Raw genomic sequence first — 18,941 nt, 5'->3', positions numbered from 1 at the left:
TTATTCCTCGTTCATGCCGATGCAACGTTCACACTCGTAAAGGGATGATTCTACTTGCTCATTAATAACACATCCACATTCACGACAATGCTTTGTATTTACTTCTTGAGTAGTTAATTTCATGCAAATCACCTCCTTGAATGGATTGTTTTTTTAGCTAATCTTTTCGTAGCCTGGCAATGTTAAGAACTCGATAAATTCATCTTCTCTTACTAATGATAGGAATAACTCTGCCGCTTCTGTGTAGCGACCGTTTCCGTATATGTCATTTCCAAAAGTTGCTTTCAGTTTCCCTAATTCTTCTGTTAAAACTTGTTCTACTAAAGTGATGGAAATTTTTCGTCCATCCTCTATCTTTCCTTCTGGATGCCTAATCCATTGCCATACTTGTGTACGAGAAATTTCTGCCGTTGCAGCATCTTCCATTAAGTTATTAATCGGAGCTGCTCCATTTCCACGTAGCCAAGATGCTATATATTGAACCCCTACACTGCAGTTCATACGAAGGCCTTCTTCGGTTATAGTTCCCTTTGGTACTTCGAGTAAATTAGCCGCTGTTACCTGGACGTCTTCTCGTTTTCGATGAATTTGGTTTGGCGTAGGCATATGTTCTTGGAACTGCTCCCAAGCGACAGGCACTAACCCTGGGTGTGCCACCCATGTTCCATCATGTCCATCCGTTGCTTCTCTCCGTTTATCTTCGCTTACTTTTGCGAAAGCTGTTGCGTTTGCTGTTTCGTCCCCTTTTATGGGAATTTGTGCAGCCATTCCACCAATGGCTGATGCATTTCGTCGATGGCAGGTTTGGATACATAACTGCGAATAAGCACGCATAAATGGTGACGTCATCGTCACTTGACCTCTGTCGGGCAAGATGACCTGGGACTGGTTGCGAAGTCGTTTAATATAACTAAAAATATAATCCCAACGTCCACAGTTTAGACCTGCCGAATGCTCTCGAAGCTCATATAAAATTTCATCCATTTCGAATGCCGCCATGATTGTTTCGATTAAAACAGTTGCCTTAATCGTCCCGTTAGGAACTTCTAATTGTTGCTGTGCATAGACGAAAATATCATTCCATAATCGTGCTTCCAAATGACTTTCTAACTTCGGTAAGTAAAAGTAAGGACCAGTTCCCTGAGCAATCGCTTCCTTTGCATTGTGGAAGAAATAAAGTCCAAAGTCGAAGAAGCTACCAGAGATTGACTCACCATCTATCCGTATATTTTTCTCCAAAAGATGGAATCCTCTAGGTCTTACAATGAGGACTGCTGGTTGTTCTTTCAAGCTATATACTTTACCCGTTTCAGGCTGTGTATAAGAGATTGTTTTGCGAACAGCATCACGCATATTGAGCTGACCATCAATCATATTTTCCCAAGTGGGCGAAGTAGCGTCTTCAAAACAAGCCATAAATGTCTTTGCCCCTGAATTTAATGCATTGATGACCATTTTACGATTAACCGGGCCAGTTATTTCGACGCGGCGATCCTGTAAGTCCTCTGGGAGGGGAGCTATTGTCCAGTCTCCTTCTCGAATTGTTTTGGTTTCCAATAAAAAGTCCAATGTTGCCCCGTTATCTAATTTCTCTTGACGAAACTGACGTGCTTGTAGCAATTCTTTTCTTCTCCTATCAAAGAGATGATGGAGGGAAGCTACGAAATCTAATGCTTCTAGCGTTAAAATTTCGTCAATGCCTTCAACCTCTTTCCCTAAAATTTCAATCCTTTTAGTCTTTAGTTGTTCCATTTATCATTAACCTCCCATCCCCATGTTTGGTTTAAGCAAACTGTGCTACTTCTGTAGAGCCTTTCATCGCTGTAGTAGAGGAAGTTCCACCTGACACGATTTGTGAGATCTCATCGAAGTATCCGGTCCCAACTTCACGTTGATGTTTCGTAGCTGTATATCCTTTTGTTTCATTTGCAAATTCTGCTTGTTGGAGTTTAGAGTATGCTGCCATACCATTTGTTTTATAATCATGCGCTAGTTCAAACATGCTGTGGTTCAACGCATGGAACCCTGCTAGTGTTACGAATTGGAATTTGTAACCCATCTTCCCTAGCTCTACTTGATATTTTGCAATTGTTTCCTGATCCAAGTTTGCTTCCCAGTTGAAGGAAGGTGAACAATTGTACGCTAGCAATTTACTTGGGAATTTTGCATGTATAGCGTCAGCGAATTGTTTAGCTTCCTCTAAACTAGGATGAGAAGTTTCACACCATATAAGATCCGCGTATGGCGCGTATGCTAAACCACGTGCGATTGCCTGGTCAATTCCTGGTTTTGTTTTGAAGAACCCTTCAGGTGTTCTTTCACCAGTTATGAAATCTGCGTCACGTGGGTCAATGTCACTCGTTACCATATCTGCCGCATCTGCATCCGTACGTGCAATTAATACAGTTGGAACCCCCATTACATCTGCTGCTAGTCGAGCTGATACTAAATTACGAATGGCATTTTGAGTAGGTAGAAGAACCTTCCCACCAAGATGTCCACATTTCTTTTCAGAAGCAAGTTGATCTTCTAAATGGACACCCGCCGCTCCAGCTTCAATCATACCTTTCATCAGTTCGAAAACATTTAATGGTCCGCCAAACCCAGCTTCTGCATCTGCAATAATAGGTGCAAACCAGTCAAACTCATCTTCTCTACCTTCCGCTTGGTCAATTTGATCTGCACGTTGTAACGCTTGGTTAATACGCTTAACTACTGCCGGCACACTGTTTGCAGGGTATAAGCTTTGATCTGGATACATTTGACCTGAAAGGTTTGCATCTGCTGCTACCTGCCAGCCACTTAAGTAAATTGCTTGAAGTCCAGCTTTTACCTGTTGCACTGCCTGATTACCAGTTAAAGCTCCAAGGGCGTTGATGAAGTCTTCTTGATGAAGCGACTTCCATAAACGTTCAGAACCTTTTCGCGCTAATGTTTGTTCAATAATGACCGAGCCACGTAATTTCACTACATCTTCTGCAGAATATGGACGTTCAATACCGTTCCAACGGTTTTCTTCTTTCCATTGTTGTTGAAGCTCTTCTACCTGTTGTTGTCTTTTTGACATGTACATACACCCCTTAATGTTTTGTAGAGGAACACTGTTTAAAAATACGACTTTTTTACTGTATCATAACAGTTCCTTTTCTTGTAATCTAATATATAACAGAAAGTTGTTTTTTGTATAGATATTTGGATGAAATATTGTTTTTTTAGGATGAACGAAGAATTAGTGAGATGAACACAGAATATTAAGAAAACGAGGTGTGTTAGTGGATTTTAAAATAGAGCAACTAAAACAGTATAGTTTAATAATGGAGGAATGGGTGCCCAAAGAGGCCTCTATCGCTATAGCGGCTGGAGATCAGTATATATACTACCAAGCAGGAGGGCATGATCTTCATCTAAAAGCAGGACAGAAAATCCATCCTAATAGTGTAGCTGATCTAGTACTGACGAGAGGATGTAGAATAGAAGCTGTATTAGAAGATGCATTATTTCAAGTTCCCTATTACGGAATTGGTTATCCAATTGAGATTAATGGGGAAAAAGCGGCATTGGTTGTTATACTCCCCCCTCATCATGCAGTTCCCATTACTTCTCCTTATAAGTTTTTAACGGGGAAGCAGGAAGACGAATGGAAACCAATCTCTATTGAAAAAGTGTCTCATATTGAAAGTCTTCAAAAAAAGACATGGTTCTACGCCAATAAAGAGCCTTATAAAACTAGTATCCCTTTGAAGGAATTACAACTCCGGTTACCAGATAACTTTTTACGTATTCACCGCTCTTATATTGTTAATATTTCATTTATCGACCGAATCGTCCGCGATTTTTCTTCTAATTTGTTAATACAGTTACAGGACGGAACCGAATTACCGGTAAGTCAGTCTTATATGACAGATGTTCGAGCAGTGTTAGGGTTTTAAACGAGAATAATAATTAAAGGCTGTTCCGATTTCTCGAAACAGCCCTCCTTATTTACAGTCTTAGTTAAACAGACACTTTACCTACGCCTTCAGATTGTCCCCTAGCCGATTTACTCCCTAGTGTTAAAATAGCGATACTCCCAAGCAATAAACCAATCCCCATCCAAGAGGTTGTACTAAGAATTTCCCCTACCACAACTACCCCAAGTAAAGCAGCTGTCGTCGGTTCTGCCAGAGACAAAGTTAACGCAGAGGAGGCGGGTATTTTACGAAGACCCCAGCCGTATAATACATATGCAATACTAGTTGTTGCTATTCCCAAGTAAAAAATGATTCCTATGTTTCCTGCATCATTCAACCAACTCACGTCAAATAGGAAATAAGAAGGCGTCAACAGTAAAGCACTTAGTGAAAAAGTCATTGCAACGACCGACATTGCCTCTTCTTTTTGCAACATAGATTTACTTGTCATTGTATACAATGCAAAGATAATACCCGCGATTAAGGAATACAGAACCCCAAATGGATTTATACTCACTTCACCTTTTGTAACAAATAATAACATACAACCTATAATAGCTAAGCCAGTCGAGAATCCCCACACTTTTGTAGGGCGCATCTTTAAAAATATCCATTCTATTAAACCTGAAAATACTGGTGCACTTCCAATGGCAACCACACTTGCTACAGCTACACCTGTTAAACGCACAGAAGAAAAGAATAAGAGCTGAAACAAAGAGATACATACAGCGGCGTATAGTGTTTGCTTCCAGGGCCATGAACGGAATTTAATTTTTTTTAATAAAACCATAATGATCAGCAGGAATAATCCACCTGTTGCTGATCGTCCAGCACTAATGATAAAAGGATGCGCACTGTCTGGTAAAAATGTTTGTGCAGTGCCTGTTGTCCCCCATAAAATAGCACCAAGTAGAACAAATATGTATGGTAATACGGTCAAGTTTTCTCCCTACCTTTCCACATTTTCTAACTTCCAATATAGCACATATTGAGTTACCGCCAATCGTATCTTATACTAATAAGGATAGGAGGCATTTTACATGTATATGACAGTAGAAGAAACTGCGAATTATTTATCAATGCCTATTGATCAAGTAAAACGATATATTTCAGAGAAAAAAATTCGTGCTATTTTTGATGGGGAAGAGTATTACGTGAATAGTGCTCAATTTGAAACGCACTTACTGCAAATTGAGGATTTGAAGCGACAAATCGATGAATGGCGAAATACTCCGATTCCGGATGATATTGATGTAAAAGACGAAGATTAATACAAAGGAAAAGGACGTTCTCCGAATGAGGAGAATGTCCTTTTTTATTAATAGGTCCTGTAAACAATACCGTTGATTTTCGCTTCAGGCGGACGCTTCCCGCTGGAGTCGCCGCCCTCCACTTCAATCAATTAAGTAAATAAATAAAATATACTAGTACCCTAAACTAAAAATTATATAGTAATAAAGAATCCAGCTCTTTTTCCGATTATTTCTGCATAATCTTCTACCATCACACTTGCTGTTGGGTACATACCTGCTCCTGGACCGACTAATGTTAATGTTCCAATATAGTTTGTATCTAGTGCAACTGCGTTGTTTACACCTTCTATTGAGTATAATGGATGATCTGGCCCTACTAGTTGTGGACCAACTGATGCGTATAGTTCACCGTTTTCGTCTTGCTCTATTTCTGCTACATGGCGATAACGTAGTCCTTGTTCTTTGGCTTTGCGGACATCCTCTAATGAGATTTCATCAATACCAACTACACGAACATCGTTCCAATTTGGCTGTTTTTTAAACGCTAGTGCGCTTAGTATCATCAGTTTTCGGAAAGCATCTTGCCCGGACACATCGTTAAATGGATCTGCTTCTGCATAACCAAGGTCCTGCGCCTCTTTTAATGAGTCATCAAATGGACATTCATCCTGACGCATTTGTGTCAAAATGTAGTTCGATGTACCATTTAAGATCCCTTGGATTCTTTTCACTGAGTTAACTTGTAATAGATTTTTTAATGTCTTAATAACTGGAACTCCGCCGGCTGTTGTTGCTTCATATCCTATAAATACTCCACGAGACTTTGCACGCTCATGTAATGGAATACTATATTTGGAGAACATTACTTTATTTGCTGTTATTACATGACATCCTTTATCAATCGCTCTACATAAGTAGTTATATGCCGGTTCCTCATTTACAATTGCCTCGAATACCACTTGGAGTCCAGGTATATTAATAATATCCTCAAAGTTATCAGTTACTAACACACCAGGTGTAGCCATTCTTTCTTTTCCAACATTGTTTACGAGGATCGCACTAATTTCTAGTTCTAATCCTAAAGACTTTTTCAGATCTTCTCTTTTTTCATTTACAATGTTGTAAATCCCTTGCCCGACTGTTCCGAAACCTAGGATTGCTGCTTTTATCGTCGCCATGCTATCTCCTCCAACTGAATTTGCACAATTGAGTTCCAATTTGCTTCAATTTGTAAAATCTAATCGCATTCATATACGAAGAACTATTTTACATATTGTAGCCCATTTTTACTCAATTATCAATAAAATTCTATCTAGAGAGGACATTTGTTTTTCCCACAAGTACTTTATCAAGGGCAGACTGTAAATCCTCAACCGCCTCTAGTCCAACAGACAAGCGAATTAAGTCTTCTGTAACGCCCGATTTCACCAAGTCTTCAGGAGTTAACTGCTGATGTGTTGTAGATGCAGGGTGGATTATTAGCGATTTAGCATCCCCGACATTAGCTACATGCGACCAAATTTCAATATTATCGATAATATTACGACCTGCCTCTTTACCACCTTTCACTCCAAAAGTTAGGATGGAACCAAAACCATTCTGTAAGTACTTTTTAGCAAGCTCATGGGAGGGATGACTTTCTAAACCTAAGTAGTTAACCCAAGTTACTTCTTCGTTACTTTCTAAGTACTCCGCAATTTTTTGTGCATTTTCATTATGCTTTGGTACGCGTAAATGAAGTGTTTCTAGTCCTTGTAAAAAGGAAAATGCTGCTTCAGGACTTAAAGTTGGACCAAAATCACGAAGCAATTGAACGCGTAATTTCACTGCAAATGCCACGTTTGGAACGTCTATTCCATATCTTAGACCATGATAGGTCACATCCGGTTGTGTGAATCCTGGAAATTTCTCGGAGTCCCAATTGAAGTTTCCTCCATCTACTACAACTCCACCAATCGTAGTACCATGACCACCAATCCACTTAGTCGCTGAATGAATTACGACATGAGCACCGTACTTAATAGGGTTCGATCCATATGGAGTAGCAAATGTGCTATCTACAAGTAAAGGCACTCCTACTTCGTTAGCAATGGCTGCTACGTTTTCTATATCTAATACATTTAAGCTTGGGTTTCCTATAATTTCTCCAAAAAATGCTTTCGTTTTATCTGTCACAGCAGCTCGGAAATTTTCTGGATCTGTAGAATCTACAAATTTCACCGTTATACCATATCGCGGCAATGTATGAGCAAATAAATTAAACGTACCACCGTATAAATTCTCAGCAGCAATAATTTCGTCTCCTGCTCCTGCAATGTTTAATATAGAAAATGCGATAGCTGCCATTCCTGAAGAAAATGCAACTGCTGCCGTTCCCCCCTCTAATAATGCAATTCGTTGTTCAAATACATCCACAGTTGGATTCGTAATACGTGAATAGATATTACCTGTTTCTGCAAGAGCAAATAGGTTTTGTGCATGTTCTGTATCTCTAAATACAAAGGATGTCGTCTTATGAATGGGTACTGCTCGTGATCCAGTCACTGGATCTGGTTGTTGGCCACCGTGTAAAAGTAGTGTTTCTTTTTGTAGATTGGTCATTTGAATTCCTCCTAAAATGTAGTTAGATGGACGCTTATGGAGGCGAGGGAGGATTAGAACAAACAAAAAACCCTCTTCAATTAAGAAGAGGGTGCAAATTCGCATGTTCCTCCTCTTATCTTCCAAATTCAATTTAGAATTTGTAGGATTTAGCACCTTTCCAAGTTGAGAACTTGTTGGTTGCCGGGCATCGTAGGGCCTATTCCCTCCGCCACTCTTGATAAGAGTATTAGATTTAGTTTTCCATCTTGTTACACAGTATAGATTTCTACCAATCTATTTGTCAATACTTTTTTGAATAATTAAAAAACATATACTTTAAAATTCTGAAACTTCTCATCTTTTCATTCGTTTAATATATTGAAGTTAATGGGGGTGAAAAAAATGCTCATTCCGATGATTTGTATCCTTGTGATCAGTTATCTTGTTGGGTCCATTCACGGTTCTAAAATAGCTCAGTATCTGAGTGGGGTAAATATTAAAAAAGAGGGCTTAAAAAATTCTGGCGCCTCAAATGCAGCTATTGTTCTTGGCGCAAAATATGGCATTTTAGTTGCCATAATTGATATTTTAAAGGGAGTTATAGTCGTAATTGGGACGGGTTTTTGGGTTTCACAGTACGCACATTTTTCGATAGTGGAACAGGACATCCTGCTATATAGTGCAGGTGCTGCTGTAATACTTGGACATAACTTCCCTCTTTACACTAAATTTAAAGGTGGTAAAGGCACTGCATCCCTTATTGGTGTACTACTTGCTCTTAGCTGGCCGCTTGGTTTAATCGGACTTATATTATTAATCGGAACTACATTATTAACGGACTATTTATTAATTGGTGTGTTTGTTTTTTACTTTGTTTTTATCGGTGCATCCATTTGGTTTGCAGAAGGAGTAGGGCCAATGGCTATTGCCGGATTCCTATTTTTGATGGCTGTTGTACTACATCTCGAGAATTTCCGTCGTTTAATGCGAAAGGAAGAGATGAGAATCTCCACTTTCTTAAGTAAGAAGAAACCATCTGTATGAAATGAGTGAATATCATGAAGAAGAAAATGAGGTGGATCGTGCTTATCCCATTAGTAGTGATTATTTCTAGTGGAATTGGGATATGGGTTCTCACGAGTAATTGGCTTGAAAATGGTCAAAATCCAAAGGCAGATGGCACCAATCAATATGCTATTGTGCTTGGTGCCAAAGTGAAAAAAGGGAATATCCCTTCTTTTGCTTTACAGTATCGATTGGAGGCTGCTCTTGCGTATGCCCAAAAATATACCCATGTAAAATTAGTACTTTCAGGTGGACGAGGTCCCGATGAAGATATCGAAGAGGCCGTGGTGATGAGAGATTTTCTATTGGAAAATGGCATAGCCGAAGATCGACTCATCTTAGAAGACAAAGCCACCTCAACATATGAAAATCTACTGTTCTCACAAGAATTACTACCCAGTAATATCGACTCCGTCACCCTTATAACAAGCGACTACCATTTACAACGATCCAAAGTACTAGCAAGTAAACTAGGATGGAAATCAGATGTCGTGGCTGCTAAAACTCCCAAAGTGGTTGAATTCAAGGTTCGTACGCGAGAACGTGTCGCGTTGTTAAAGGCATATATTTTGGGGAATTGATTGTTACAAATAGATGGGTATTAAGTAATTATCGTGTTATTTTCTTGATACCCATCTTTTTACTATTCCATAAAATTCATTTTAGCTATGATACCCTTCTTCACCGAAAGGTTGTAGTTTTTCTAACCATTTCTCCAATAACCTTTCTAATTCTTTTTTGCCTACCCTACTTTCAGTTTCCTCTTTTTTAATAATCTCCATATGCTCTATGTCAAAATTATCTTTGCCGAACTGAGTCCAGTCCTTTTGCAGATTTTTATTTGAATGGAGTCCGTTTTCTAATGTAAATTTAACCCCATTCAACGTTTTAAAATTAGGTGTAGAAGCTACATACTTTTTACCGTTTCGTTTGTTTGTGATGACGTAAATTCCGCCCTCGATTTTAATTTCTTTATATTCTTGTTTTAATTCTTTTTTGCGATCCATTTATATTCCATCCTTCTACTTAGTTTTTCACCCAATACGCACTACCATCGTCTTGTCTGTCCAAAAATCCATACTCTATTAAGTAACGTCTTAATGTTACGAAATCCTCATAAGCATTCTTTAGTACATGATTTATTTCTTTCTCTGTGTAAGTTTTTCCTTTTTCAAATCTTTGGATCAGAACTCTTAAGGTTGCTAGTTTTTGCTTTTCTTTCCTCGGAAATTTCATAAGAGGTCCATCTATTCCGTCTGGGAAGAATTTACTTTCGATATCTTTTTGTTCTTCTTGCGTGATGTTATACCGATCGTCCACCATCGTTGCAGTCTTATGAAGCGGTAAAAATGTCGGTGCATGATTGTCTTTTGCCTTTAACATTTCCATCATCGCTAAAAACACTTTTGCTTGTCGCTCCTTTTCCTTTAATACGAAACGATGATTTCGAATCGTAGAAGAGCTTCCAATTCCTAACTCTGTTTGTATTTCTGCATCACTTCTACCCTCATAAAAGAGGCGTAATAGGCTATTTTGATGTTCGGTTAAGCCAGTAAATTTTTTGTTAAGCCCTATTAGATATTGAAAAACAGAGTCATGCTCCATTTCAATATGATGCTTCATGAATTTTTCTGCTTCATATAACATATTATTCTTTGGATAAATGAATCCCTTTTCAACTTTAAAACCGCACATAATACAAATATACATTTCGTCTTCTTCAGCATACCCTGACTTTAACTGTTCTGAGGAGGCACTCCAAAGTAATTCTGACACTTCCATATACAAACACAACCAATCTTTGTTTATTAATTTACAAACATTATATAATAACGTTTGTAAATTATCAATATGTAAAAATGTGGTTGCAATTTATCTGAAAATAATAAACAATATGAATAAGGAGTTTCGTAAAGCGAAACGATAGAGAGGGGAATTCCATTGGTTACATTTAACGATTATGAATATAAACGTCCAAATTTAGAACAAGACAAATCTACATTTAGAGAGTTATTAACAAAATTTAAAGAAGCTTCTTCTGTAGCAGAACAGAATGAGGCAATCGAGAATATCAATGCATTTCGCAATGATTATTCTACACAAGCAAACTTAGTTTATATTCGTGCATCTATCGATACTAATGATGAGTTCTATCAAAAAGAGCGTGATTATTTTGATGAAACGAATCCTGAAATTGAAGAGATGATTACTGAATACTACAAAGCGTTGGTTGAATCACCTTTTCGAGATGAACTGGAGGATAAATGGGGCAATCAACTATTCGATTTGGCAGATTATCAGATTAAGGCATTCTCACCGGAAATTATTTCTCTTATGCAAAAAGAAAATAAGCTTGCATCCGACTACTCGAAGCTAGTTGCTTCCGCACAAGTAGAATTTAACGGGGAAACATTAACACTTGCACAGCTGGGACCATATGCTGAATCTACCGATCGTGATACTCGTAAAAAAGCAAAAGAGACTAGTAGTGGATTTTTCCATAAAAATGAAGCGAAATTTGATGACCTTTATGATCAACTAGTAAAAGTACGCCATGAAATAGCAACAACTCTCGGGTACAAGAACTTTGTAGAGCTCGGCTATATTCGTATGAACCGTATCGATTACAATGCAGAGATGGTAAAAAAATTCCGTGATCAGGTCCGTGATTTTATCGTTCCTGTTGCAACTAGACTTTATGAGCGACAAGCAAAACGCATAGGCGTAGACAGTCTGAAGTATTATGATGAGCCTTTTAACTTCTTAAGTGGGAACGCAACACCACAAGGTTCTCCGGAGTGGATTGTTGAAAACGGCAAGAAAATGTACGAGGAGCTCTCTCCTGAAACAGCGGAGTTCTTCCAATTTATGATTGACCGTGAATTGATGGACTTAGTTGCGAAAAAGGGAAAAGAAGCAGGTGGTTATTGTACGTTTATCGATAACTATGAATCTCCTTATATTTTCTCTAACTTCAATGGAACATCTGGAGATATTGATGTATTAACGCATGAAGCAGGTCACGCTTTCCAAGTGTATACAAGTCGTAACATTGGAATCCCTGAGTATGTATGGCCGACCTATGAGTCATGTGAGATCCACTCGATGAGTATGGAATTCTTCACATGGCCTTGGATGGAATTGTTCTTTAAGGATCAAACAGACAAATATAAGTTTGCTCACTTAAGTAGTGGACTGCTGTTTCTACCTTACGGTGTGGCAGTCGATGAATTCCAACATGCTGTATATGAAAATCCAGAGATGACCCCCGCTGAACGTAAAGCTACTTGGAAGAAAATCGAGGAAGTTTATTTACCTCACAGTGATTACGATGGTAATAGTTATTATGAGGCAGGTGGGTTGTGGCAACGCCAAGCACATATTTTTGCTAGCCCATTCTATTATATTGACTACACACTTGCTCAAATTTGTGCATTCCAATTTTGGAAGCGTTCAAGAGAGGATCACGAAGCTGCATGGAAGGATTATTTACATCTTTGTCAGCTTGGTGGGTCGACATCTTTCACTAAATTAGTAGCAGAAGCTAATTTGATCTCTCCATTCGAGGAAGGTTGTGTGGAATCCGTTATTGGCTCGATTGAAGAATATTTAAATAGCGTGGATGACTCTGCATTATAGGCATTTAAAAGGAGTTGAAGTTATTGAATCCTGCTGGCTTTTGGATTAGGTTTGGTGCTAGTTTATTCGATGGTATTATTATGGGGGCTCCACTAGCTATCATTAGTTACCTTATTCTTGGAGAAAGCAATACATGGTTTACTACTATAGGGTCATATCTTTATTTTATATTACTACCTGTCTTTTGGGTTGGATACACTGTAGGTAAGAGAATTCTTGGTATTCGTATTGTGAATATCGATGAAACTGACGTCAACTTTTGGATAATGATTAAACGTCACTTAATAGCCGGTATTATCTATGGTTTTACATTTGGCATTGGTGCTATTGTTAGTGCTTTTATGGTTGGTATTCGTGAAGATAAACGAGCAATTCATGATTTTATAGCAGGAACTTATGTAACTTTCTATCCTCCTTGGCAAAAATAGTTTTTAAAACAAGCATTCATCAGAATGCTTGTTTTTAGTTGATTTCCTTACATTTCTATAGCTTTCTTACTCATTGATTTTCTGATAAATAAGCAGAAAATCATTTTTTTCGCTTATATGATTACTTTTTGTAATCAAATGTATTGTATTTAGTTAATAACTATATTATAGTAAGTTACGTTAAGTAACTTAAATGGAGGATTTTTTTATTATGAAGAAGCAACAACTTGCAACACTTATTTTACGTGTCGTGTTTGGACTTATGTTCTTAATACATGGCATAGCAAAATTCCAAGGTGGTATTTCAAATACCGTTGGATATTTTGAGTTCCTTGGTTTACCAGGTTCTCTAGCATACGCAATTGCGATTATTGAATTAGTCGGTGGAGCATTACTGGTAGTTGGACTAGGAACACGAGTAATTAGCGGGCTATTTGCGGTAATAATGCTAGGAGCAATTTTCTCAGCGAAATTATCATTCGGATTATTAGGCGATGGTGTATCCGCTGGATACGAATTAGAACTAGTCTACTTGGCTATCGGTATTTACTTTGTCTTAGTTAATCCAATTAACTTATCACTTGATGAAAAACTGTCACAAAAAAATAAGTAAAGATTTGGGGTATAAACATGAGCTTTATGAAAAAAATATTCGGATTAAATTCAAATGAAGAGCAAACAGGAGGAAATGACATGATGAAAATTGGTATCGTTTTAGGAAGTACACGTGAAGGACGCGTTAGTCCTCAAGTTGGAGCATGGGTAAAAGAGTTAGCCGACAAGCGTGGAGACGCAGAATATGAAATTATTGACATTGCAGATTTCAAATTACCTCTATTAGGTGAAGCAGGCGGCGACGCATCAGGTGCAGCAGCTTGGTCAGCAGCCATTGCAAAACAAGATGGATTTGTATTCATCGTTCAAGAATACAATCACTCAATCACAGGAGCACTTAAAAATGCTTTAGATTATTTACGTGAAGAGTGGAACAACAAAGCAGCAGGAATCGTATCTTACGGTTCAGTAGGTGGGGCTCGAGCAACCGAGCATTTACGTGGTATTTTAAGTGAATTACTAGTAGCGCATGTACGTGTACATCCAGCACTATCTTTGTTTACAGACTTTGAAAATGGGACAGACTTCAAACCAGCAGCAGTACAAGCTGATTCAGTAAACCAAATGCTAGATCAAGTTATCCCTTGGACAACTGCCTTAAAAACTGTACGCAAGTAATTAAGCAATACTTTACAAGAAGTTTAAGTTTTGATTAAAAAGACTCATCCTCTCGGATGAGTCTTTTTTGTACAACTTTTTAACCTTCTTTATTTCTCCACTTATTCTTTTATTCTTCAAATATGAGAAATACCATATATACTAAGTTCACTAATTCCTCGCTATCGCATTCAATGTTTGAACTAAATGAATGTTCATGTCATCAACGGACTCTTTAAAATCACTTCGATGCCATTCAATAATTAAACCAATTATTGCATTTGTCATAAAAGAATATACAAATTTTTTAGATTCATCATACTCCCCTATTTTACTATCTTCTATAAAATTCGAACGGATTGCATCAAAAAACATGTAGTAGTATGTTGTAGACACATTATCTGATAAAATAATACGGTAAAAGTCTTCGTACTTTTTGACATGGTGAAAAATACGAACTGTTTTTGGATCTAGATTTTTGTAAACTGAAGACTTTAATTGAAGTGCAGAAATGTATTTATATGGTTCTTTATAAGATTCTTGCAAATCTAAAATGACCTCTTCAAAAAATTCCTTAAAAACATCTCCAACCTCCTCATAGTGGAAGTAAAAAGTCCCCCTATTTACACCGGCTTGTCTACAAAGCTCGGACACATTAATATCAGTCAGACTTTTGTTTTTTAATATATGAGTTAATGCTTGATAGATAGCTTTTTTTGTCTTCACAACTCTTAAATCTTTTGTTTTCAATAATATCTCTCCTTATCGAACACTTATTGCAATATGTGTTTGATATTGTACAACTATTGCGATAATTGTTGATTGAATACGTTTTCATTTTAAACTATACTGTTATTGTACAACTGTATAATAACATATGAGGAGGAAATAATTATGAGATTACAAAACAAAGTAGCTATCGTTACAGGCGCTGCTTCTGGGATGGGGAAATCTATCGCTGAGGCTTATGCAAAACAAGGCGCAAAGGTCGTTGTTTCCGACTACAATTTAGAAGGTGCAGAAACTGTGGCAGCAGCTATTAAAGCAGCTGGCGGAGAAGCAATCGCTAACCGTACAAACGTAGCAGTACTTGCTGATTTAGAAAACTTATTCGCTGAAACAAAAGCAGCATTTGGTAAATTAGATATTTTAGTAAATAACGCTGGGATCATGGATGGAATGGAGCCTGTTGGTGAAATTACTGATGAAAAATGGGATCAGTTATTCGCAGTGAATACTACTGGCGTTATGCGTGCAATGCGTATAGCAACTAACATTTTCTTAGAACAAGGACATGGAGTATTCGTTAACAACATTTCTGCAGGTGGATTACGTGGTGCTCGCGCAGGTGCAGCATACACAGCATCTAAACATGCAGTGTCTGGTTTAACTAAAAATACAGCTTATATGTACGCTAACTCAGGGATTCGCTGTAACGGAATCGCTCCAGGTGGCGTCATGACTAATATTCAAAATTCTATGACTAGCCTTTCTGAATTCGGTATGGGTCGTCAGCAAACAGGTAGCGGTACTATGCCACGTGTCGGTCAACCAGAAGAAATTGCACAACTTGCAGTATTCTTAGGTTCTGATGAATCAAGCTTCGTTAATGGGCAAATTATTGCCGCTGATGCTGGTTGGACTGCTTACTAATAAATAAAGCTCAACTTCCACAAGACAATACCAATCAGAAATACAACCAGTTGCCCTATTCACTATGGCAGCTGGTTCTTTTTTTTATTTAGATTCGCATACAATGTGGAGGAAGTTTTATCTTCCGTAACGAATTTAATAAGAAAGGGGAGTGTTTGTTTTATGTGGAGCAAAATTATTGGGGTTTTAATTGCAATTATGGGTATTATTTATATTTTCTTTATTCCAAGTGACCCTGTATCGACAAAGATTATTTTCAAACTTATTCCGATGCTACTTATTATCTTGTTTGCTTCTCTACAATCTGGAGGAGAATCTAAAAAGTACAAGACACTTATTTTAATCGGACTCACTGTATGTATGTTTGCTGACGGATTAATCTATTGGTTTATAGTCGGACTTATAACCTTTTTGATCGGACATATTTGGTATATCTTCGCATTTAGAAACATCAAACAAACATCCATTCCAAAATGGGCAATCGCATTGCTATTAATATACGGGTTATCAATGGTAATTTGGTTAGCTGGAACACTCTGGTCTCAAGGAGATACAGTCTTAGCGCTGGCAGTTATTATTTATATTGCAGTTATTTTGACGATGGGTTGGAACGCTTTCCAAACTGCAAACAAATTTGTTATTATTGGGGCTATTTTATTTATCTTTTCGGACTCAACCCTTGCTATTAATAAATTCATAGTAGATATTCCTTTCTCAGATGCACTTATAATGATTTCTTATTACGGAGCTCAATTTATGTTTGCTCTTAGCATTAATTATTCCGCAACTCGAAAGAATCTGTTAAAATAAGAACTAGCTTTACAAATCGAAAGGAGATTTAATCTCATGAAAGAGACTTTAATAGAGCGACTAGTGCGCTATGCAAAAATAGATACACAATCCGATGCTTCAAGTACAACATGTCCAACCACTGAAGGTCAATGGGACTTACTCCATGAGCTGAAAAAGGAATTGACTACAGTTGGTTTAGAGGAAATTACATTAGACGAAAACGGTTATCTTTTCGCCACTTTACCCGCTAATACTGATAAAGAAATGCCAACAATCGGTTTCTTAGCTCACGTAGATACAGCTACAGATTACACAGGAAAAAATGTAAATCCACAGCGAATCGAAAGCTATGATGGACAAGATATTACTCTCAATGAGCATACTGTCATGACCGTTCAAGACTTCCCTGAACTAAAAAATTATGTTGGTCACACACTATTAACTACAGATGGTACTACGCTTCTTGGTGCCGATGATAAAGCAGGAATTGCCATCATTATGACTGCAATGGAATATTTTATCCAACATCCCGAAGTAAAACACGGGAAAATTCGAGTGGCATTCACACCAGATGAAGAAATCGGGCGTGGTCCTCATAAATTTGATGTGGAAAAATTCGGAGCAAACTTTGCCTATACAATGGATGGTGGTCCATTAGGAGAATTACAATATGAAAGCTTTAATGCAGCTAGTGCCAAGGTTATTACAAATGGGAAAAGTGTGCACCCAGGGTCTGCAAAAGACAAAATGGTGAACTCCATTACAATGGCTACAAAATTTCAATCTCACATGCCAACAGATGCAGTACCTGAAAAAACCGATGGATACGAGGGTTTTATACATCTGATGAATATTAATGGCGATACAGAAAAAACAGAGCTTAGCTATATTATTCGTGACCATGACCGTGAGAAATTTGAAGCGAAAAAACAATTATTCCTAGATACTGCTGAAAAGATTAAAGCAGAATACGGAGCAACTGCTATCTCTGTAGAGTTAAACGATCAATACTACAATATGGGTGAAAAAATCACACCTGTTATTGAAATTTTAAATGTAGCAAAAGATGTGATGATTGCTTTAGATATAGAACCACTTATTATTCCAGTACGTGGAGGAACAGATGGCTCACAGCTTTCCTATATGGGAATGCCTACACCTAATGTATTTACAGGTGGAGAAAACTATCACGGAAAATACGAGTTCATCTCTGTAAATGATATGGCAAAATCAACAGAAGTTGTAAAGGGTATTATCCAGTCGTTTGAACAGCAAGCTTAAGCAGGTGCTAATATGCGCGAAATATTACTAGGTATTTTAGCCTCCCTATTTTTTGCAGTAACCTTTATACTTAATCGTTCTATGGAAATATCTGGGGGGAGCTGGATTTGGAGCTCCTCCCTTCGATATTTCTTCATGCTGCCTTTTTTATTCATCATTGTCTACAATCGAAAAGGTTTATTTGAAACCTATAAAGAAATAAAATCTGCACCTGCTGCTTGGTTTCTATGGAGCTTTGTAGGATTTGTATTATTTTATGCACCGCTCACTTTTGCAGCAGCTTATGGGCCTGGCTGGTTAATATCTGGAATGTGGCAATTCACGATTGTTGCTGGAGTTCTACTTGCGCCATTATTTTTGATAAAAATGGAAAACAGAATCATTAAACAAAAAATCCCGGTCGTCTCATTATTTATTTCCCTACTTATTTTAGTAGGAATTATTCTTATACAGATTCCAAATACAGATACAGTTAATTTGCAAATGATTTTTTTAGGGATTTTACCTGTACTTATAGCTGCATTGGCTTATCCCTTAGGGAATCGTAAAATGATGGAACATTTGAATGGACGCTTGGATACATTTCAACGCGTTTTAGGCATGACTGTTGCGTCTATGCCCGCCTGGATCTTAATGGGTATTTATGCGATTTTTACCGTAGGTTTACCATCTTCTGGCCAAGTGTTTCAATCATTTATTGTAGCTGTGAGTTCTGGAGTGATCGCTACTATTCTATTTTTCATGGCAACAGATCGAGTTCGAAATCACCAAGGGAAACTAGCTGCTGTAGAAGCGACACAGTCAACCGAAATCATTTTCGTCATTATTGGTGAAATGTTTTTACTACATGTGCCTTTACCAGCACCAATTGCACTTATAGGACTTGGAATTATTATTTTAGGTATATTCTTACATAGTTACTATACAAAATTATTAAATACGAGAGCTTTAAAAGGACAAACTAAAATATAATTTTTAAGATTAAGTGGATTCGGGTGCTGTGTTAGACCCGCATTATCTCACTTTTGTTCTTAAAAAGAGGATTGACAGCTTTAGCAGCCGTCAATCCTCTTTTAATTATGCAA

Annotated in this window: 21 protein-coding genes and 1 riboswitch; of the genes, 12 read left to right on the top strand and 9 right to left on the bottom strand. The window is 37.7% G+C overall.

Annotated elements, in window-relative coordinates:
* From MHI47_RS00975 to aceA, 3 genes are read right to left on the bottom strand one after another with little or no spacing between them, the layout of a single operon-like run.
* Window positions 1–123, bottom strand: coding sequence for a protein YhfH (locus MHI47_RS00975; RefSeq protein ID WP_139219905.1), 123 nt, complete (start codon window positions 121–123; stop codon window positions 1–3).
* 30 nt (window positions 124–153) lie between these two features.
* Complete coding sequence (gene aceB / locus MHI47_RS00970; RefSeq protein ID WP_340829037.1) at window positions 154–1,752, bottom strand: malate synthase A; 1,599 nt, start codon at window positions 1,750–1,752, stop codon at window positions 154–156.
* Between the two features lie 31 nt (window positions 1,753–1,783).
* The gene (gene aceA, locus MHI47_RS00965) at window positions 1,784–3,067 is read right to left on the bottom strand and encodes an isocitrate lyase (protein WP_340829035.1); all 1,284 of its coding nucleotides are present in this window, start codon (window positions 3,065–3,067) and stop codon (window positions 1,784–1,786) included.
* A gap of 205 nt (window positions 3,068–3,272) precedes the next feature.
* Here aceA and MHI47_RS00960 point away from each other — a divergent pair, with 205 nt between their 5' ends.
* On the top strand, window positions 3,273–3,929 hold the full coding sequence (locus MHI47_RS00960) for a LytTR family DNA-binding domain-containing protein (RefSeq protein WP_245762660.1): 657 nt from the start codon (window positions 3,273–3,275) through the stop codon (window positions 3,927–3,929).
* 64 nt (window positions 3,930–3,993) lie between these two features.
* Here MHI47_RS00960 and MHI47_RS00955 read toward each other — a convergent pair whose 3' ends face one another.
* Window positions 3,994–4,890, bottom strand: a complete 897-nt coding sequence (locus MHI47_RS00955) for a DMT family transporter (RefSeq protein ID WP_340761155.1) — start codon at window positions 4,888–4,890, stop codon at window positions 3,994–3,996.
* A 100-nt stretch (window positions 4,891–4,990) separates the two neighbouring features.
* On the opposite strand from MHI47_RS00955, the gene MHI47_RS00950 reads away from it, so the two are divergent.
* On the top strand, window positions 4,991–5,221 hold the full coding sequence (locus tag MHI47_RS00950; protein WP_093536546.1) for an excisionase family DNA-binding protein: 231 nt from the start codon (window positions 4,991–4,993) through the stop codon (window positions 5,219–5,221).
* 173 nt (window positions 5,222–5,394) lie between these two features.
* On the opposite strand, the gene MHI47_RS00945 is transcribed toward MHI47_RS00950, so the two are convergent.
* Window positions 5,395–6,381, bottom strand: coding sequence for a homoserine dehydrogenase (locus tag MHI47_RS00945; protein WP_093536548.1), 987 nt, complete (start codon window positions 6,379–6,381; stop codon window positions 5,395–5,397).
* A 130-nt stretch (window positions 6,382–6,511) separates the two neighbouring features.
* Complete coding sequence (locus MHI47_RS00940; protein WP_340761154.1) at window positions 6,512–7,804, bottom strand: O-acetylhomoserine aminocarboxypropyltransferase/cysteine synthase family protein; 1,293 nt, start codon at window positions 7,802–7,804, stop codon at window positions 6,512–6,514.
* A gap of 112 nt (window positions 7,805–7,916) precedes the next feature.
* A riboswitch (SAM riboswitch) is annotated at window positions 7,917–8,031 on the bottom strand.
* Between the two features lie 157 nt (window positions 8,032–8,188).
* Between MHI47_RS00940 and MHI47_RS00935 the strand changes: the two genes are divergently transcribed.
* Together MHI47_RS00935 and MHI47_RS00930 are read left to right on the top strand one after the other, a co-directional pair.
* Window positions 8,189–8,830 carry a glycerol-3-phosphate acyltransferase gene (locus MHI47_RS00935; protein WP_340761153.1) on the top strand — a complete coding sequence of 214 codons (642 nt, stop codon included), beginning with the start codon at window positions 8,189–8,191 and terminating at the stop codon, window positions 8,828–8,830.
* A 14-nt stretch (window positions 8,831–8,844) separates the two neighbouring features.
* Window positions 8,845–9,432 carry a YdcF family protein gene (locus MHI47_RS00930; protein ID WP_340761152.1) on the top strand — a complete coding sequence of 196 codons (588 nt, stop codon included), beginning with the start codon at window positions 8,845–8,847 and terminating at the stop codon, window positions 9,430–9,432.
* A gap of 81 nt (window positions 9,433–9,513) precedes the next feature.
* Here the strand turns inward: MHI47_RS00930 and MHI47_RS00925 are convergent, their stop codons facing one another.
* A complete protein-coding gene (locus MHI47_RS00925; RefSeq protein ID WP_340761151.1) occupies window positions 9,514–9,858 on the bottom strand; it encodes a GIY-YIG nuclease family protein in 345 nt (114 codons plus the stop codon).
* A gap of 19 nt (window positions 9,859–9,877) precedes the next feature.
* The gene (locus MHI47_RS00920) at window positions 9,878–10,633 is read right to left on the bottom strand and encodes a DUF2087 domain-containing protein (protein ID WP_340829033.1); all 756 of its coding nucleotides are present in this window, start codon (window positions 10,631–10,633) and stop codon (window positions 9,878–9,880) included.
* Between the two features lie 159 nt (window positions 10,634–10,792).
* Between MHI47_RS00920 and MHI47_RS00915 the strand changes: the two genes are divergently transcribed.
* The 4 genes from MHI47_RS00915 to MHI47_RS00900 all read left to right on the top strand — a co-directional run bounded on the left by MHI47_RS00915 (window position 10,793) and on the right by MHI47_RS00900 (window position 14,151).
* On the top strand, window positions 10,793–12,490 hold the full coding sequence (locus tag MHI47_RS00915; protein WP_093536558.1) for a M3 family oligoendopeptidase: 1,698 nt from the start codon (window positions 10,793–10,795) through the stop codon (window positions 12,488–12,490).
* A gap of 14 nt (window positions 12,491–12,504) precedes the next feature.
* On the top strand, window positions 12,505–12,918 hold the full coding sequence (locus tag MHI47_RS00910) for an RDD family protein (RefSeq protein ID WP_340761149.1): 414 nt from the start codon (window positions 12,505–12,507) through the stop codon (window positions 12,916–12,918).
* A gap of 211 nt (window positions 12,919–13,129) precedes the next feature.
* Entirely contained in the window at window positions 13,130–13,531 is a 402-nt protein-coding gene (locus tag MHI47_RS00905; protein ID WP_093536560.1) for a DoxX family protein, read from the top strand.
* Window positions 13,532–13,548: 17 nt separating this feature from the next.
* Window positions 13,549–14,151, top strand: coding sequence for an NADPH-dependent FMN reductase (locus MHI47_RS00900; protein ID WP_093536562.1), 603 nt, complete (start codon window positions 13,549–13,551; stop codon window positions 14,149–14,151).
* 150 nt (window positions 14,152–14,301) lie between these two features.
* Here the strand turns inward: MHI47_RS00900 and MHI47_RS00895 are convergent, their stop codons facing one another.
* Complete coding sequence (locus MHI47_RS00895; protein WP_340761148.1) at window positions 14,302–14,880, bottom strand: TetR/AcrR family transcriptional regulator; 579 nt, start codon at window positions 14,878–14,880, stop codon at window positions 14,302–14,304.
* 144 nt (window positions 14,881–15,024) lie between these two features.
* Between MHI47_RS00895 and MHI47_RS00890 the strand changes: the two genes are divergently transcribed.
* The 4 genes from MHI47_RS00890 to MHI47_RS00875 all read left to right on the top strand — a co-directional run bounded on the left by MHI47_RS00890 (window position 15,025) and on the right by MHI47_RS00875 (window position 18,828).
* Window positions 15,025–15,783: an SDR family oxidoreductase gene (locus MHI47_RS00890; protein ID WP_340761147.1), complete on the top strand. Its 759-nt coding sequence runs from the start codon at window positions 15,025–15,027 to the stop codon at window positions 15,781–15,783.
* A gap of 162 nt (window positions 15,784–15,945) precedes the next feature.
* Window positions 15,946–16,593, top strand: a complete 648-nt coding sequence (locus tag MHI47_RS00885) for a lysoplasmalogenase (protein WP_340761146.1) — start codon at window positions 15,946–15,948, stop codon at window positions 16,591–16,593.
* A 36-nt stretch (window positions 16,594–16,629) separates the two neighbouring features.
* Complete coding sequence (gene pepT / locus MHI47_RS00880; protein ID WP_093536570.1) at window positions 16,630–17,856, top strand: peptidase T; 1,227 nt, start codon at window positions 16,630–16,632, stop codon at window positions 17,854–17,856.
* Between the two features lie 12 nt (window positions 17,857–17,868).
* Window positions 17,869–18,828 carry a DMT family transporter gene (locus tag MHI47_RS00875; RefSeq protein WP_340829031.1) on the top strand — a complete coding sequence of 320 codons (960 nt, stop codon included), beginning with the start codon at window positions 17,869–17,871 and terminating at the stop codon, window positions 18,826–18,828.
* Window positions 18,829–18,941 lie beyond the last annotated feature (113 nt).

The organism is Psychrobacillus sp. FSL H8-0487, from assembly GCF_038008385.1.
Lineage (GTDB): Bacteria > Bacillota > Bacilli > Bacillales_A > Planococcaceae > Psychrobacillus > Psychrobacillus psychrotolerans.
This window is presented reverse-complemented; position numbering and strand designations above follow the sequence as displayed.